The following is a 15128-nucleotide window of genomic DNA, read 5'->3' on the forward strand; positions in this document are numbered from 1 at the left end:
TGATTGGTATAGAATTATTTGCCGGTGATAAGTCGATTTGCTAGGTCTTCAGGAAGTCCTGCGCGACGTACTTTTTCTGCAGCCGTAAAGTGGTCGTAAGCTGTACGATGGAGCGTGAGGATTTCAGATTCTGGCTCAAAAACTGCAAAGCATGCCTCTGGATTCCCATCTCTGGGTTGCCCAAGCGAGCCAACAACACTTACCCATTGACGATGGTGCAGAACCGGAATTTCATCACTAGGGTGTGGTGCAAAGCGAATTAACTTACCAACTGCAGTTTGATAAAAACGCTTGTTCATGCGCATGACCAACAAAGGTATAGGTTTTTCCAGAGTTTTGTACACAACGCCATGCGCTCATACTATCTGTAATGTAATTCCAGTCAGCCGGATTGTGAGCAGAGGCATGCACAAAGCATATATTCTCTTCTTGAATTATTAGCGATAGATTTTTTAGGAACTCTACATGATCACTATTCAGTTGGGATTTAGTCCAATCAATAGCGGCATTAGCATTAGCGTTCATTTGATTGCGGCTATCTTTAAAAATAGCCTCATCATGATTGCCAAGTATTGCAATCGCTTTTTTACTTTCTACTAGGTTGGCAATGCGATCAATCAATGCTACTGGATCAGCGTTGTAGCCTACAAGATCGTTCCAAGAAAACCATGCGTGTTACGTCAAGCTCTTCAGCGCGGTCCATGCAAGCCTCAAAAGCCTCTAAATTGCTGTGGAGATCGGCAAACAGCCCAATGCGTTCAGTCATCCCTCAATGATAGGACAAAAGACCCTTAGATAGAAGGGTTATAGGGGCTCTGACCGCTATCTGGGCGGTTTTTAAAGCGCTTATGAACCCAGTAGTATTCAGCAGGTCTCAGTCGAATTTCGGCTTCAAAATATTGATTAAGGCGCGTGCGGTGTCAGATTTTGGATCCAGGACCCGGAAAATTCTCTAAAGGCTTGCCGATTTCGCACAGATATCCAGATTCATCGGGCTTTAATGTAGTGGTCATCAAACATACATCTGCACCAGTAATCTTGGCTAAGCGAGAGATAGTAGTAATGGTGTTAGTTTGAACTCCAAAGAACGGCACAAATTCAGAATCTTTGAGCCCCAAATCGATGTCGGGCGCAATGATGATGAAGTCCCCATTGCGAATTTCTCAAATGATAGCCTTAGCGTTGCCTTGGCGATCAATTGAATTACCCCCAAAACGGTTTCGCCACGCCACAATTTTTTTATTAAAGAATAGATTCTTCATTTTTTGAAAAAACCAGAGGTTCGAGGCCAGTGTTTTTCTTTGGATAGCGCACTCAAAATAATGCTGCCCTTCTATGCCTGTGAAATGCATATTTACAAGAATGCGTGGTTTCTGGCTGGATAGGTCAACAGTAGTTTTCACTTCAATCATTTGACTTAACTGCTTTGAGCTACCACACCAAATAATACTTTTTTCTACAAGGCTGCGTCCAAGCAATCGCCAATGTTCTTTACTAAGACTATCAATTTCAGCGGGATTTAATTTAGGAAAGCATAGATGCAAATTGGTTTTGACAATTTTATTTCTATCACTTGGAATGCGTGCGGCAATATATCCAAGGCCATGACCAATTGCTACTAACAATCTGTAAGGTAAGAGTGAGAGAAGCCTGAGCAGTACAACGCCTGCCTGATTAGAAAGGGATTTGAACAAATTAGTTTTGCGCTAACTCGTAGCGCTGGATTGACTTGGCGTATCGCTCAGTCATTTCTTCGATGGAGCTGCTTGACATGCCCAAGTCATTTACTAAGCCCGTTTCAAGGCGGTAAGCCCAGCCATGAACGGTCAGATCTTGCCCTTGTGTCCATGCGTCTTGCACGATGGTTGTTTCACAAACATTAACTACTTGTTCGATGACATTCAGCTCGCATAAACGATCCTGTCGTTTTTGCGTCGGCAATACATCGTCTAGATAGCGTTCATGCTTTTGATGTGCATCTTTGACATGGCGTAACCAATTATCTGCGAGGCCTACTCATTTATCTGTAAGTGCTGCATGTACGCCAGAGCAACCATAGTGGCTAACAACTAAAATGTGTTTGCCTCTTTAAGTAAGTCGATGGCAAATTGAATGACGGATAAGCAATTTAAATCGGTGTGCACAACTACATTGGCAACATTACGGTGAACAAACAGTTCACCTGGTAACAAAATCACGATGTCGTTTGCAGGCACTCGACTATCAGAGCATCCAATCCAAAGATGCTCAGGAGCTTGTTATGAAACTAAACGTTTAAAGAAATCAGCATCCTCCGTAACCATGCTTTCAGCCCAGGCACGATTATTCGCAAATAGCTGTTCAAGAGCTTGAGAATTCTTCATTGTCATGCTTTCAGTTTAAAGTACTTTGATGACGCCTATTTGGTTAAAACAAACTTCAACCGGAATCACCTTAAATTTGCATTGCCAACCAGGAGCAAAACAAACTAAGGTAGTTGGTCTACATGACGGTTGCTTGAAGATCTCTTTACAAGCTCCAGCCTTGGAAAACAAGGCTAATGAGCTTTTATTGGCCTGGCTTTCTAAACAGTTAAAGATTCCGCAAAAACAAATTCAATTCGTTTCGGGTCAAAATAGCCGTAAGAAACGAGTGGAAATATGGGGCTCCATTACCCCCGAACAAATCGTCCAGTTCTTAAGCTCCCAAAATTGAGAATTTGGGTTACCAGAAAATAGCCCACAAAATTTCTAAAATTAGCATCCATTTACCGACGTAATACACCGAGCGATGTTTTGCTTTCAATTTCTTGGCTTGCGCACGCAATTGATAAAAATAAGTGAATAGAACATTTACGAAGCCAACTTTTTTGCCTTCCACGTTTTGAGAGGAGGCGGCGCTCATGACATATCGTCCAAACCAGCGATTAAAGAGCTGTACTATTTTTGTATGAACAGGGCGCCCACAACATCACAAAATAAAATAACTCTCTGTTGATCCGTCTCATTTGCGGCAAAGTGAATATAAGGTTCATCAAACATAACGGCTTCGCCATCCTTCCAGAAATACCGCTCTCCATCAACATCAATAAAGCATTTGGGATCATTGGGCGTGGTGAGTCCAATGTGATAGCGTAATGAGCCTGCATAGGAGTCGCGGTGGCGTACTAGCGTTGCTCCAGGGGGTAGCGAAGCAAACATGGCGGCCTTAACGGACGGGATAGATTTTTAAGTAGCGCTATAGTTTTTGGACACTTTTCCTGAGCGGGGGCACCTCTTTTCCGTACCAGCATAGATGAAAACGCTTCCATCCTGTTCGAAAAAAGGAATTAAAACCAATATCGTTATAACTGGTTGCCGCAGCAATCGAGCCGGCTTCTTGCAAAGACATCGCTTCTTGGCGAATGATTTTCCAGTTATCTTGGATGGGCTGCATTTCGGGAAATTGATTTACGGGTATAAAGGCGCCAGCTTTGACTTTAGAAAATAAATATAAAAGGGTATTTACTGGTGCCAAAAGTACCTGATAGTCGGTAAGAGATCTGACCAATCCGAAACGTACTTTTCCTCTGAAATAGACGTAAATAGCTGATGTTACAAAAATGAAAAAGACGATATGGCGTATTTGCATAGGTTTTATCTAATTGAGGTAATCACTAGCATTTTAATTTGTATGACAGGTCTAAAGAGGCTATTTCTTAATACCAGAAGCCCATATACTGCATATAGAAGTTGCAAAGACCTGCTCAGGGTTTTTGTGGGGATTTCGGGCTATACTCAATTGGAGCTATGGAAGGTGGGGAGCGCGAGCAGGATATGTACAGAAATTCTCCAATCGCAGTTACTTATGTAAAACCTGGGAAGGTGAGTTGGCAATGGTTTCCATGCCTGGAACTATGTCAGAAAAATTCCTCTTTACGGTGCGTGAAGATGCTGTAGCGCAAAAAATAAATGCTAATTTAGGCAAAAAAGTAGCATTAAAGTATGAGCAGCATATTGGCTTACCAACAACTTGTTTTGGTGACACTGAATATTTTGTTTCTGATATTACAGTTTTGGATGATTAATTTGTAGTGGCATTAAAAAATTGCTGTAACGCAACTTTATTTTTGTAATTTTTTGTGGTTAAAATCATGTAAGCGTAATGTGCGCTGACATCAATATCTATAAGGAGCTTCACTTGAACAAAGCCGAACTAATCGCAGCGATTGCTGACGACGCGGAGATCTCAAAAGCCAAGGCTGAATTCGCATTGAATTCAGCTATCGAAAACATCATCAAAGCTGTTACTAAAGGTGACTCAGTACAGCTGATTGGCTTTGGTGCTTTTGCATCTGGTAAGCGTGCAGCTCGTATGGGTCGCAATCCAAAAACTGGCGAGCCACTCAAAATCGCCGCAGCAAAAACTGTTAAGTTCTCTGCTGGTAAAGCATTTAAAGATTCAGTTAACAAGCGTAAGAAGTAATTCTTCCTTGATTGATAAAAAGCCCGGCATGCCGGGCTTTTTTATTTCCTCAAGAATCATGAAGACACTTAAAGCTATTTTTATTTAGCTTTGTACCAAACGGCGGTGTCGATGAATACTCATCAATATGCCCGCACCAAAACCTAGGGTAACAAGCGCTGTTCCGCCATAACTAATAAATGGCAATGGCACCCCAACAACTGGCAATAGTCCACTCACCATTCCGATGTTCACAAAAGCGTAGGTAAAGAAGATCAAAGTGACTGCGGCACCCAAAAGACGTGTAAATAAATTTGGAGCGCTTGCTGAAATTGCTAATCCCCTCTTAATAAGGGCAAAGAAGAGCGCCAATAATATGAGGTTGCCTAGCAGTCCAAATTCTTCTGAGAAAACTGCAAATACAAAGTCTGTATGTTTTTCCGGAATGAATTCTAGGTGTGCCTGCGTTCCTTGAAACCAGCCCTTGCCGAAGAATCCGCCCGATCCAATTGCGATCATTGATTGAATAGTATGAAAACCTTTTCCTAATGGATCGCTAGTTGGGTCTAATAAAGTGCAGACGCGATGTTTTTGATAGTCATGCACAAATGGCCAAACCACATCACGTGCACAAATGGTGCTACCGAAAATAATGATTAAGATGATTCCAACAACACCAAGACCAACAAATGGCAGAATCCACTTCCAAGGAAGTCCAGCCAAAATAATGACGTACAGACCTGCAGCAAAAACTAAAAGTGCAGTACCGAGGTCGGGCTGGCGTGCGATTAAAAAAACAGGGATCGCCAAAATAATTGCAGCGACACCATAGTCCCAAGATTTTTGTATGCCTTCACGCTTTTGAAAGCACCAAGCGAGCATTAATGGCATTGCAATCTTCATGACTTCAGATGGCTGAATTACAATGCCGATAGTGAGCCAACGACGTGCGCCTTTTTTAATTAATCCAAACGCAGCAACTGCAACTAAAAGGGCAACGCCGAGCCCGTATATCCAAACCGCTCCCATCTCTAACCATTTTGGTGGAATTCGAGATACTATCCACATCACCACAAATGACAGCGCAAGATTACGTAGCTCATCTGCAATTTGTACAGGCGTATTTTGGCTTGCAGATAAAAATGTCAGAAAGCCAACAGCCGCCAGGCCAAGCAGAATAAGGCCTAGCGTCCGGTCTAGCCCAGAGAAGATGCCAAAGAAAAAACTTTTAATTTTTTTTAAGGGGCTCTTTTCCACTCAGGAATCTCCTTAGGCCATTTGCCCTCTATGTAAAAGTCCAATGCTTTACGAGCAATTGGAGCGGCATACTGCGCCCCAAAGCCAGCATTCTCTACAACCATTGCAATCACAATCGTTAGTTTATCTGCTGGGGCAAAAGCAATGTACAAAGCATGGTCACGTAAAAATTCTGCAGTTGAACCGTGTTTATATTCTTTAGAGTTCAAACTAAAGACTTGTGCAGTTCCAGTTTTTCCGCCAACTTGATAACCGGTTCCTTTAAATGCTACTGCAGATGTACCCGAATTATTTACCTCGACCATTGCTTTCTTAATGACTTCAATATTTTCGGCGTTCAAATCAATGCGATAACTTTCTTTTGGTGTAGTAAGCACTCTGTTGCGTGTAAATGGATCTTCAATCGCTTTAACTAAGTGCGGTTTCATTACGATGCCGTTATTAGCAACGTTTGCCATTGCATGGGCTAATTGCAAAATTGTAAAAGCGTTATAGCCTTGACCAATACCCAAAGAAATAGTTTCGCCCTCGTACCATTTTTGCTGCTCAGGTCTTTTGAAAGTATTTTTCTTCCACTCGGTAGATGGCAGAACTCCTCTTGCTTCGCCTTGTAAATCTATTCCTGTTATTTGGCCAAACCCAAGTGGCTTCATAAAGTCATGCATCATATTGACGCCCATATCGCGTGCAAGCATGTAGTAATAAGTGTCACAAGATTCAACAATAGACTTTTGCATATCGACAATGCCGTGACCACCTTTTTTATCGTCTCTAAAGGTGTGATTACCAAAGTCAAAATAACCTGGATCAGAAATCGTTTGTGAGGGCGTGCGCTTTTTATTTTCTAAAGCCGCCAATGCCATGAAAGGTTTATAAGTTGAGCCCGGTGGATAGATGCCTTTGAGTGGTCGGTTGTACAGCGGTTTCTGAGGCGAGTCATTAAGCTCTTTCCAAGTAACCGAATCAATACCCTCGACAAAATCATTAGGATTGAAGTTGGGCTTTGATACAAACGCAAGCACATCGCCTGTCTCGGGTTCAATTGCTACAAATGCGCCACGGAAGTTGCCATAGAGTTGCTCCACCAAATACTGCAACTTGACATCAACCGATAGAACTACATTTTTTCCGGGAACCGAAGGCGAGCTAGAAAGTGTGCGCACTGGTTTGCCGCCCGCAGTAATTTCTACCTGATCGTATCCAGGCACTCCGCGTAAAACCGTTTCGTAACTTTGCTCTAAACCAATCTTCCCAACATACTGAATGCCGGGTAAAAATGAAGCTTGTAAAGCATCCGGATCATCTGCTTTGGCGCCCTCAATTTCAGCCTGCATGCGTTCCTTATCTTTCTGAGAAACGCGACCAATATAGCCAATCAAATGGGAGGCCAATTCGTTGTATGGGTACTCGCGGAAACTTCTAGCGCGAATTTCCACCCCTGGAAAGCGGTAGCGATTGGCCATAAAACGGGCTGTTTCGGTCTCATTGAGCATCGAACGGAGCGGAAATGTACCCATATTTCGGGAATCTTCTAGTGAGCGCTTGAAATTGCGCTTATCCCGAGGAGAAATATCAATAATTTCAGAAAGATCATTAATTAATTGATCTACACTACCTTTAACCTCTTCGGCGTTCACATCAAGCGTGAGGGCTGAATAATTGCGTCCAATAACGATGCCATTGCGGTCAATTAAAAGACCTCGATTAGCGGGGGCGGGCACCAATGCAATGCGATTGCTTTCTGCTAGAAGAGAATATTTGCCATGACTAACAAGCTGTAGCCAAACTAAGCGAGTGATCAGAAGCAAAAAGCAGAAGGTAACAAAAAGAGTCGCAATATAAATGCGCTCTTGGAAGGAGTCGAGATCAGGCTTTTTGAAAGAAACCATGCTACTTCTTATAGCGGTCGATTGTGATCAACATCTATAGGGCGATGTTGTGGTGCAAGCAGTATGCGAGTGGCTAACGGCCAAAGCATTGCTTCAATGAGCGCCTGGATCATGCTCGTTAGAGCCCGCCAATAGAATTCCCCACTGAGCAACCAATGTGCCAAAACTGGAAATAGGGAAACTAATAAAAAGATGGGAAGTAGGTGTAAGGCTTGCGAGAAAACGGTGAGGGCAGCAATCCGCCGATGCCAAGAGATTGCAAGGTATGCCACTAAAGAATAACTAAAGGCATGCAGACCCAGTAGGTCTGAGTTATGAACATCCATCATCAAGCCAAGAATGAAGGCGGTGATGACATTCACATAACGGTGCTGATGGATGTTCCAAAACACTACGCACAGAATCAACCAATCGGGCACCCAGCCATAATTACCAATGGGCAATAGGTTTAACAGCAGAGCACAAAATAGGCTGAAGTAGATAAAGACAGGATTGACTGGGCGAAGAATATAGCCACTCTGAAAATCAATCATTGCATACCTCGCGCGCGAGTTTGCCTGCGACTGGGCGTATTGGTTAAAGGCGCTCCTGTGGTAGATTTATTATTTACTGAGGGGGCTTTAGCATCAAACTGCGGATCATACAAAAGTGCAAGCGCCTGGCGATAGCGATTTACTGCAGCAACTGGTACGCAAAATTCATTGGAGGAATTTTTATCAACGTTCCGCTCAATTTTGCTAATGACAGCTACAGCAAACCCTGGGGGATAAACCCCATCAATCCCTGAGGTGAGCAAAATATCTCCAACTTCGAGATCGCTGGCAACTGGTAGATAGCGAAGTTCTAGCGGGTTACCGCGCCCAGCACCAAATACGGCTGCACGCAGCCCATTGCGAGCTACTTGTACAGGAACCGCAAAATCACGATCCTCAAGCAGAGAAACTTCTGCAGACCTTTCGTAGAGGCGGACTACTTGACCCAATATCCCAGAATCATTAGCAATTGGGTTGCCAAGCTTTAGCCCATCATTGCTGCCACGATTAATCACAATGCGTTGAGAGATAGCATTGGGTGGATTAAATAGAATTTCAACTGGTAATGTTTTGAAAGGGACCTGCTTTTGCAAGGCCATCAATTCACGCAAATTTTGGTTTTCAACCATCAAAAACTCGGATTGATTAGCTAGTAAAGCAAGTTCCGCTTGCCGTACTTTCATCACTTGATTTTCTTGGTCAAGTGCTGCGCGTGTTGTGAAGTATTCAGACGTTGCTTCAAATGTATTTCTAGGCGCCATCATGATGTATTCAAGTGGCCGCAAAACCCAACTCATATTATTGCGAATGGGGTCGAGTGCTTTGAAACGAAAATCGATCAGCATCAGAGCGATGCTGATCGACAGACAGACAATCAGTTTAAGTAAGGCCGGAACGCCCTGCCTGAAGAGTGGTGGAACGCTATGTTGCAATTCCCAGTTCGACGTGTATGTCGCTCTTATTCGTGCGAGAACACTCCGCCTAACTTATCCATGCGCTCAAGCGCAATGCCACAACCACGAGCAACGCAAGTTAATGGATCTTCTGCAATATGAATAGGTAAACCAGTCTCTTCTAGCAAGAGGCGATCGAGGTCGCGCAACAAGGCGCCACCGCCTGTGAGCATCATTCCGCGTTCGGCAATATCGGACGCCAACTCAGGTGGAATCTGCTCGAGAGCCGCTTTTACTGCTGTCACAATTTGATTTAAAGGATCAGTCAATGCTTCCAAAATTTCGTTGCTAGTCACAGTAAAACTACGTGGGATACCTTCAGAAAGATTGCGCCCTTTTACTTCCATTTCGCGCATTTCAGCGCCAGGGAATGCAGAGCCAATTGTTTTCTTAATTAACTCAGCAGTTTGTTCGCCAATCAACATGCCGTAGTTACGACGGATGTAATTCGTAATGGCTTCATCAAACTTATCACCACCAACGCGAACTGAGCCTTTGTAAACCATGCCGCCTAATGACATCACGCCAACTTCGGTTGTGCCGCCACCGATATCAACGACCATTGATCCAGCAGCTTCAGAAACTGGCAAGCCAGAACCAATAGCAGCAGCCATAGGTTCTTCAATTAAAAATACTTGTGATGCACCAGCGCCTAATGCAGATTCACGAATCGCGCGACGCTCCACTTGCGTAGATCCGCAAGGAACACAAATGATGATGCGTGGACTTGGCTTTAGTAATTTGCTTTCATGAACAAGCTTGATAAATTGCTTAAGCATTTGTTCGGTAATCGTGAAGTCGGCAATAACACCATCTTTCATTGGACGAATGGCCTCAATATTGTCTGGAACGCGTCCCAACATCGCTTTTGCCTCTTTTCCGACTGCCAAAATGGTCTTTTTGCCATTTGGACCACCTTCTTGGCGAATAGCTACTACGGAGGGTTCATCGAGGACAATACCCCGCTCACGCATATAGATTAAGGTGTTAGCGGTTCCTAGGTCGATGGCTAGGTCATTGGAAAAGTAGCTGCGGAAAAAACCAAACATGATGTAGTGGGAAAATAGAAAGTGTTAATGAAAATATATAGGAATGATACTCTAGCGCCCCATGAAACTTGATGATGTCCAGCGCATTGCGCACCTTTCTAGGCTTGAGTTAAATCAGACGGAAGCGGAGGCAGTTTTGCCTCAATTACAGGCTATTTTTTCCCTGGTGGAAGAAATGCAAGCTGTTGATACAACCGGCTTTGAGCCTTTGGCTCATCCAATCCTCTTTTTGCGCGATTTGGCCCAGTCAATGCGTGTTGATCAGGTTACCGAGTCTGATCATCGTGCCGAAAACATGCAATCAGCTCCTGCCCAGCAGGATGGCTACTTTTTGGTTCCAAAGGTGATTGAATGAGCTGGCACAAAACCCCTGTTGCCTTAATAGCAAAAGCATTGGCAACAAAAGAGGTCTCCAGTACGGAATTAACCCAGTACTTTTTAGATCGCATTGAGGCTGGAAAACAATGGAATGCATATCTTGATGTGAATGCTCACTTAAGTTTAGAGCAAGCATCTAAAGCAGACGCTCTTATTGCCACAGGTAAATCAGGCAAGCTAACCGGCATCCCCGTAGCCCATAAGGATGTGTTTGTAACGCGTGGCTGGAAATCAACCGCTGCCTCCAAAATCTTGGCCGGATACCAGAGTCCTTTTGATGCTACGGTGGTTGCCAATTTGGGAATGCCGGATGAACATAACCTAGGCGGAGCAGGCATGGTTTGTTTGGGAAAAACCAATATGGATGAGTTTGCCATGGGCTCTTCTAATGAAAATTCTGCCTATGGACCCGTCTTAAACCCTTGGAATGCATCTCACGTAGCTGGTGGCTCGTCAGGCGGGTCTGCTGCTGCAGTTGCTGCTGGCTTAGCTCCGATAGCTACCGGTACTGATACTGGCGGCTCAATTCGCCAACCAGCTGCATTCTGTGGTTTAACTGGAATTAAGCCAACCTATGGGCGCGTATCCCGTTACGGCATGATTGCTTATGCATCCTCTTTGGATCAAGCTGGTCCTATGGGCAAAACAGCTGAAGATTGCGCATTGCTGCTCTCGGCCATGTCTACGCATGATCCACGTGATTCAACATCCCTTGCCGATTCTGACGAAGACTATAGTCGTTATTTGAATCAAGTTTGGCAAGAAGGTAATGCCAATTTAGGAAAGCCACTAGAGGGTTTGCGAGTTGGAATGCCGAAAGAATTTTTTGCTGAAGGCTTAGCGGGTGATGTTGCAAACTCAGTTAATGAGGCGGCCAAGCTACTAGAAAACTTAGGCGCAACATTAATTGAGGTGAGTTTGCCAAAAACCAAACTCTCTATCCCGGTCTATTACGTTTTGGCGCCTGCAGAAGCGTCTAGTAATTTAAGTCGTTTTGATGGCGTGCGTTATGGCCATCGAGCTAGCGAATACAAAGATCTTGGTGATATGTATCAAAAGTCGCGTACCGAGGGTTTTGGTGCTGAGGCAAGACGTCGCATCATGATTGGAACGTATGTTCTTTGTCAGGGCTACTACGATGCTTATTATCTTCAGGCACAAAAAATTCGCCGCATTATTGCAGCAGATTTTCAGTCTGCATTTAATCAATGCGATGTCATTCTAGGGCCCGTAGCGCCTGATGTAGCTTGGCGCTTAGGTGAGAAATCAAAAGATCCGGTGCAAATGTATTTAGAGGATATTTACACGCTCTCTACAAACTTAGCAGGCTTGCCAGCAATGAGTGTTCCATGTGGATTTAATACAAACAACTTGCCTATAGGTATGCAATTGATTGGGAATTATTTTTCAGAGGCATGTCTGTTGCAAGTTGCCCATCAATATCAGCAAGCCAGCGATTGGCATTTGCGTTCAGCAAGTGAGGTGGCATGATGCAATGGGAAGTGGTTATTGGTCTTGAGACCCACGCACAATTACAAACGCAATCGAAGATTTTTAGTGGCGCAAGCACTCGCTTTGGTGCTGAACCAAATACTCAAGCATGTGCAGTAGATTTAGCTTTGCCTGGTGTATTGCCAGTATTGAATCGTCAGGCTGTTGAACACGCAATATGTTTTGGTTTGGCGGTAAATGCAAAGATTTCACCAGCGAGCATTTTTGCTCGTAAGAACTATTTCTACCCAGACTTACCTAAGGGTTATCAAATAAGCCAAATGGACATCCCTGTTGTGGTTGGTGGCCAAGTAGAAATTTTGGTTGGTGAGGAGGTGAAAGCGGTTCAACTGACGCGTGCTCATATGGAAGAGGATGCGGGTAAATCAGTTCATGAGGAGGGTTTTACAGGGCCTCAAGGCGAACCATCTAGCGGGATTGATTTAAATCGAGCGGGTACACCATTGCTAGAGATTGTGACTGAGCCGGTCATGCGCAGCGCAGCTGAGGCGGTTGCTTATGCCAGGGCCCTCCATGGCCTAGTAGTTTGGCTTGGAGTATGTGACGGCAATATGCAAGAGGGTTCTTTCCGTTGCGATGCCAACGTATCTGTTCGCCCTAAAGGTCAGGCGGAGTTTGGCGCTCGTTGTGAAATTAAGAATTTGAATTCCTTCCGCTTTTTAGAGGAGGCGATTCAATATGAAGTACGTCGTCAAATTGAGTTGATTGAGGATGGTGGAACCGTAGTTCAAGAAACGCGTTTGTACGATCCTGACCGCGGTGAAACACGTAGTATGCGTAGCAAAGAAGACGCTAACGACTATCGTTATTTTCCGGATCCCGATTTATTGCCTGTAGTGATTGATGATGCTTGGGTTGCAGACGTGCGTAGCAGAATGCCTGCTTTACCTTCACAACTACGTGAGCAGTGGCAGAAAGAATTCGGTTTAAGCGCCTATGATGCGCAGTTGCTTACACAAGATCGAGACACTGCAAAAGTATTCGAGGAACTATTGGCAATTGTCGGTAAGCCATTAGCAAAAGCTGCCGCTAATTTGATCGCCGGTGAATTTGCTTCTTCCCTAAATCGAGCTGGCATTGCAGCAGCAGACGCTCCATTAAAAGCAGGGCATTTAGCGCCACTGCTCTCTCGTGTGGCAGATGGAACTATCTCTAACAAGATTGTCAAAGATATCTTCGCCATTCTTTGGGAAGAGGCGCTTGCTGGTAAAACTATCAGCACTGTTGATCAAGTGATTGATGCCAAGGGTTTGAAACAAATAAGTGATAGCGGAGCGATTGAGGCCATTATTGATCAAGTATTGGCAGCCAATCAGAAATCCGTTGAAGAGTTCCGTTCGGGCAAAGAGAAGGCATTCAATGCGCTGGTGGGTCAGATCATGAAAGCTTCACAAGGTAAAGCTAACCCTGGTCAGGTGAATGAACTCTTGCGTAAAAAACTTGGCTAATCAAAAAATATTTTTAGAAAGAAATTCATGAGTGCAATAGATCCAAAGCAAGCCGAGCAAGAAGAGTTGGTTGCGGAGTGGTTGCGTGCTACACCTGGTTTTTTTGAACGCTATGCTGATCTCTTTAATGAGATTCGGATTAGATATCCGCATGAAGATCGCGCTATTTCTTTGCAAGAGCGTCAGATGATAGTATTGTGAACACAAAATCAAGAGCTTAATCGTCGTCTAAGCGAGATATTGCACTTTGGTAGTCGTAACGATAAAACGCAACAAAGTTTGGTAGCCTGGTTATTGCGCTTAAAAGGCAAACAATAAGTCGGATGTTGAGGATGCAATTACTTTGGGTTTGGCGAATGTCTTTGAAGTGGATTCAGCTCAGTTGTTATCACCTAATTCTGCTTTTGGCCCTTGGGTGGATACGCCCTTATGTGATTCAGCAAAAGAGTTAGCCGCCGCCAGCGTAGATCTCTTAGCAAGTCAAACGACAATTGACCCTGATTGGCAAAGCATGGTGGCCATTGGTTTGTCAATAGGTAAAAGCATTGGTGCAAATCAATCACCAGCAGTATTACTACTAGCAAGTAAAGACGAATCCCGTTTCACGGCTGATATGGGTGCATTTTATTTGCGTCAGATCGCTGAATTAACTGCTGCAGCTTTGGATCGTATCCAGGCTTATGAAACTAAAGGCGACTGATCTCCATCCTCTCATGCAAGAGTATTTGCATGAGCTACATGTTTTGCGCCAACTTTCGCCGCATACGCTTAAAGCATACGGTATGGATTTGAGCGACCTCCAAAATTTTGCACTTGATGATTCCATCGAGTTATTAAAAGTTAGTAATGGCCATGTGCGCTGTTGGGCTGGGCGCTTGCATTCCAAAGGCAAGTCATCGAGAAGCATTGCTAGAGCACTTTCTGCATGGCGTGGTTGGTATGACTGGCTGACAGAGAAAGACGCGCGACGGGATGCACGCGCAGGGAAGGTAGCCAATAACCTAGTCGCCAATCCGGTTGACGATGTAAAAGCGCCTAAACGTTTGAAGTCTTTACCCAAAGCTCTTTCAGTTGAGCAAGCACTCTCGCTAGTTAATCAGGCGGTGAAAGAGGCTGCAGAAAAGAAGGATTTGGAATCAATACGTGATGCTGCAATCATTGATTTGTTGTATTCCTCAGGTTTGCGTTTATCAGAGTTACTGGGCATCGATGTCATGCAAAGCAAAGATCGTCAGCATGAGTCTGCTGGCTGGTTAGATTGGGATGCTGCCGAGGTGACAGTTTTGGGTAAGGGCGGCAAACGGCGCTCTGTCCCGGTAGGTGTGCCCGCAATGAAGTCACTGCTTGCATGGAGAGAGCTTCGGGATGCCGGTAATTACGTGCAAGAATCGCTCGCTTTATTTTTATCTGCCACCGGCAAGCGCTTATCACCTCGCACGGTACAGGAGCGATTACGCACTTTGGCCATGCGTGCTGGTTTGCCTACTCATGTTCATCCGCATATGATGCGCCATAGTTTTGCAAGTCATGTGCTGCAATCTTCCCAGGATTTACGTGCTGTTCAGAAGATGTTGGGGCATGCCAGTATTGCTAGTACCCAGATTTATACCTCCTTAGACTTTCAGCACCTTGCTCAGGCATACGATAAAGCGCATCCACGTGCAAAGGCTGGCAAAGGCTGAAGAAC

20 protein-coding genes and 2 pseudogenes are annotated in these 15128 nt (G+C 44.5%); 9 read left to right on the top strand and 13 right to left on the bottom strand.

What is annotated here, in order from left to right; genetic code table 11:
- Positions 1-14: 14 nt before the first annotated feature.
- The 5 genes and pseudogenes from DXE37_RS11015 to can form a co-directional block, all read right to left on the bottom strand.
- Entirely contained in the window at positions 15-299 is a 285-nt protein-coding gene (locus tag DXE37_RS11015) for a hypothetical protein (RefSeq protein ID WP_197713027.1), read from the bottom strand.
- Positions 265-621, bottom strand: a complete 357-nt coding sequence (locus DXE37_RS11020) for a metallophosphoesterase family protein (RefSeq protein WP_197713028.1) — start codon at positions 619-621, stop codon at positions 265-267. The genes DXE37_RS11015 and DXE37_RS11020 overlap by 35 nt, the downstream gene beginning before the upstream one ends.
- A 10-nt stretch (positions 622-631) precedes the next feature.
- The gene (locus DXE37_RS13180; protein WP_269460247.1) at positions 632-766 is read right to left on the bottom strand and encodes a hypothetical protein; all 135 of its coding nucleotides are present in this window, start codon (positions 764-766) and stop codon (positions 632-634) included.
- Between the two features lie 25 nt (positions 767-791).
- Positions 792-1694 (bottom strand): annotated as a pseudogene (locus DXE37_RS00405) (LpxL/LpxP family acyltransferase).
- Position 1695: 1 nt separating this feature from the next.
- Positions 1696-2369, bottom strand: a pseudogene (gene can / locus DXE37_RS00410) (carbonate dehydratase).
- A gap of 22 nt (positions 2370-2391) precedes the next feature.
- On the opposite strand from can, the gene DXE37_RS00415 reads away from it, so the two are divergent.
- Positions 2392-2694, top strand: coding sequence for a DUF167 domain-containing protein (locus DXE37_RS00415; protein ID WP_114636191.1), 303 nt, complete (start codon positions 2392-2394; stop codon positions 2692-2694).
- A gap of 9 nt (positions 2695-2703) precedes the next feature.
- On the opposite strand, the gene DXE37_RS11875 is transcribed toward DXE37_RS00415, so the two are convergent.
- Genes DXE37_RS11875 through DXE37_RS13190 form a run of 3 tightly spaced genes read right to left on the bottom strand, consistent with a single transcriptional unit; the run spans position 2704 to position 3528 of the window.
- Complete coding sequence (locus DXE37_RS11875) at positions 2704-2883, bottom strand: aspartyl/asparaginyl beta-hydroxylase domain-containing protein (protein ID WP_231970842.1); 180 nt, start codon at positions 2881-2883, stop codon at positions 2704-2706.
- Positions 2884-2918: 35 nt separating this feature from the next.
- Complete coding sequence (locus DXE37_RS13185; protein ID WP_269460248.1) at positions 2919-3179, bottom strand: aspartyl/asparaginyl beta-hydroxylase domain-containing protein; 261 nt, start codon at positions 3177-3179, stop codon at positions 2919-2921.
- A gap of 37 nt (positions 3180-3216) precedes the next feature.
- Positions 3217-3528, bottom strand: a complete 312-nt coding sequence (locus DXE37_RS13190; protein WP_269460249.1) for an aspartyl/asparaginyl beta-hydroxylase domain-containing protein — start codon at positions 3526-3528, stop codon at positions 3217-3219.
- Positions 3529-3847: 319 nt separating this feature from the next.
- On the opposite strand from DXE37_RS13190, the gene DXE37_RS11025 reads away from it, so the two are divergent.
- A complete protein-coding gene (locus DXE37_RS11025; protein ID WP_197713029.1) occupies positions 3848-4045 on the top strand; it encodes a hypothetical protein in 198 nt (65 codons plus the stop codon).
- 113 nt (positions 4046-4158) lie between these two features.
- On the top strand, positions 4159-4443 hold the full coding sequence (locus DXE37_RS00430) for an HU family DNA-binding protein (RefSeq protein ID WP_162786118.1): 285 nt from the start codon (positions 4159-4161) through the stop codon (positions 4441-4443).
- 84 nt (positions 4444-4527) lie between these two features.
- On the opposite strand, the gene rodA is transcribed toward DXE37_RS00430, so the two are convergent.
- The 5 genes from rodA to DXE37_RS00455 are packed head-to-tail and all read right to left on the bottom strand — an operon-like array spanning position 4528 to position 10103.
- Positions 4528-5679: a rod shape-determining protein RodA gene (gene rodA, locus DXE37_RS00435; protein ID WP_114636194.1), complete on the bottom strand. Its 1152-nt coding sequence runs from the start codon at positions 5677-5679 to the stop codon at positions 4528-4530.
- Entirely contained in the window at positions 5661-7568 is a 1908-nt protein-coding gene (mrdA, locus tag DXE37_RS00440; RefSeq protein ID WP_114636195.1) for a penicillin-binding protein 2, read from the bottom strand. The genes rodA and mrdA overlap by 19 nt, the downstream gene beginning before the upstream one ends.
- A gap of 8 nt (positions 7569-7576) precedes the next feature.
- A complete protein-coding gene (mreD, locus tag DXE37_RS00445) occupies positions 7577-8101 on the bottom strand; it encodes a rod shape-determining protein MreD (RefSeq protein WP_114636196.1) in 525 nt (174 codons plus the stop codon).
- Positions 8098-9033 carry a rod shape-determining protein MreC gene (gene mreC / locus DXE37_RS00450; RefSeq protein WP_114636197.1) on the bottom strand — a complete coding sequence of 312 codons (936 nt, stop codon included), beginning with the start codon at positions 9031-9033 and terminating at the stop codon, positions 8098-8100. Before mreC ends, mreD begins: the two co-directional genes overlap by 4 nt.
- Before the next feature lie 26 nt (positions 9034-9059).
- On the bottom strand, positions 9060-10103 hold the full coding sequence (locus DXE37_RS00455) for a rod shape-determining protein (protein WP_114636198.1): 1044 nt from the start codon (positions 10101-10103) through the stop codon (positions 9060-9062).
- A 61-nt stretch (positions 10104-10164) separates the two neighbouring features.
- Here DXE37_RS00455 and gatC point away from each other — a divergent pair, with 61 nt between their 5' ends.
- The 6 genes from gatC (at position 10165) to DXE37_RS00480 (ending at position 15123) form a co-directional block, all read left to right on the top strand.
- Complete coding sequence (gene gatC, locus DXE37_RS00460) at positions 10165-10458, top strand: Asp-tRNA(Asn)/Glu-tRNA(Gln) amidotransferase subunit GatC (RefSeq protein WP_114636199.1); 294 nt, start codon at positions 10165-10167, stop codon at positions 10456-10458.
- Positions 10455-11972, top strand: a complete 1518-nt coding sequence (gene gatA / locus DXE37_RS00465; protein ID WP_114636200.1) for an Asp-tRNA(Asn)/Glu-tRNA(Gln) amidotransferase subunit GatA — start codon at positions 10455-10457, stop codon at positions 11970-11972. Before gatC ends, gatA begins: the two co-directional genes overlap by 4 nt.
- Positions 11969-13441 carry an Asp-tRNA(Asn)/Glu-tRNA(Gln) amidotransferase subunit GatB gene (gatB, locus tag DXE37_RS00470; protein WP_114636201.1) on the top strand — a complete coding sequence of 491 codons (1473 nt, stop codon included), beginning with the start codon at positions 11969-11971 and terminating at the stop codon, positions 13439-13441. The genes gatA and gatB overlap by 4 nt, the downstream gene beginning before the upstream one ends.
- A gap of 27 nt (positions 13442-13468) precedes the next feature.
- Positions 13469-13642, top strand: coding sequence for a DUF484 family protein (locus DXE37_RS11885; RefSeq protein WP_231970844.1), 174 nt, complete (start codon positions 13469-13471; stop codon positions 13640-13642).
- A 148-nt stretch (positions 13643-13790) separates the two neighbouring features.
- On the top strand, positions 13791-14141 hold the full coding sequence (locus DXE37_RS11890) for a DUF484 family protein (RefSeq protein WP_231970850.1): 351 nt from the start codon (positions 13791-13793) through the stop codon (positions 14139-14141).
- Positions 14122-15123 (top strand): tyrosine recombinase XerC, encoded by a 1002-nt coding sequence (locus tag DXE37_RS00480; protein WP_114636202.1) that lies wholly within the window; start codon positions 14122-14124, stop codon positions 15121-15123. The genes DXE37_RS11890 and DXE37_RS00480 overlap by 20 nt, the downstream gene beginning before the upstream one ends.
- Positions 15124-15128 lie beyond the last annotated feature (5 nt).

Source organism: Polynucleobacter necessarius, from assembly GCF_900095205.1.
Lineage (GTDB): Bacteria > Pseudomonadota > Gammaproteobacteria > Burkholderiales > Burkholderiaceae > Polynucleobacter > Polynucleobacter necessarius_E.

Bases quoted from the DNA above. Each gene is read 5' to 3' on its own strand.
- gatC (WP_114636199.1), top strand. From the start codon at position 10,165: ATGAAACTTGATGATGTCCAGCGCATTGCGCACCTTTCTAGGCTTGAG.
- DXE37_RS00455 (WP_114636198.1), bottom strand. From the start codon at position 10,103: ATGTTTGGTTTTTTCCGCAGCTACTTTTCCAATGACCTAGCCATCGAC.
- mrdA (WP_114636195.1), bottom strand. From the start codon at position 7,568: ATGGTTTCTTTCAAAAAGCCTGATCTCGACTCCTTCCAAGAGCGCATT.
- DXE37_RS11015 (WP_197713027.1), bottom strand. From the start codon at position 299: ATGAACAAGCGTTTTTATCAAACTGCAGTTGGTAAGTTAATTCGCTTT.
- DXE37_RS00480 (WP_114636202.1), top strand. From the start codon at position 14,122: ATGAAACTAAAGGCGACTGATCTCCATCCTCTCATGCAAGAGTATTTG.
- DXE37_RS00415 (WP_114636191.1), top strand. From the start codon at position 2,392: ATGACGCCTATTTGGTTAAAACAAACTTCAACCGGAATCACCTTAAAT.
- mreD (WP_114636196.1), bottom strand. From the start codon at position 8,101: ATGATTGATTTTCAGAGTGGCTATATTCTTCGCCCAGTCAATCCTGTC.
- gatB (WP_114636201.1), top strand. From the start codon at position 11,969: ATGATGCAATGGGAAGTGGTTATTGGTCTTGAGACCCACGCACAATTA.
- DXE37_RS11875 (WP_231970842.1), bottom strand. From the start codon at position 2,883: ATGAGCGCCGCCTCCTCTCAAAACGTGGAAGGCAAAAAAGTTGGCTTC.
- DXE37_RS13180 (WP_269460247.1), bottom strand. From the start codon at position 766: ATGACTGAACGCATTGGGCTGTTTGCCGATCTCCACAGCAATTTAGAG.
- DXE37_RS13185 (WP_269460248.1), bottom strand. From the start codon at position 3,179: ATGTTTGCTTCGCTACCCCCTGGAGCAACGCTAGTACGCCACCGCGAC.
- DXE37_RS11885 (WP_231970844.1), top strand. From the start codon at position 13,469: ATGAGTGCAATAGATCCAAAGCAAGCCGAGCAAGAAGAGTTGGTTGCG.
- gatA (WP_114636200.1), top strand. From the start codon at position 10,455: ATGAGCTGGCACAAAACCCCTGTTGCCTTAATAGCAAAAGCATTGGCA.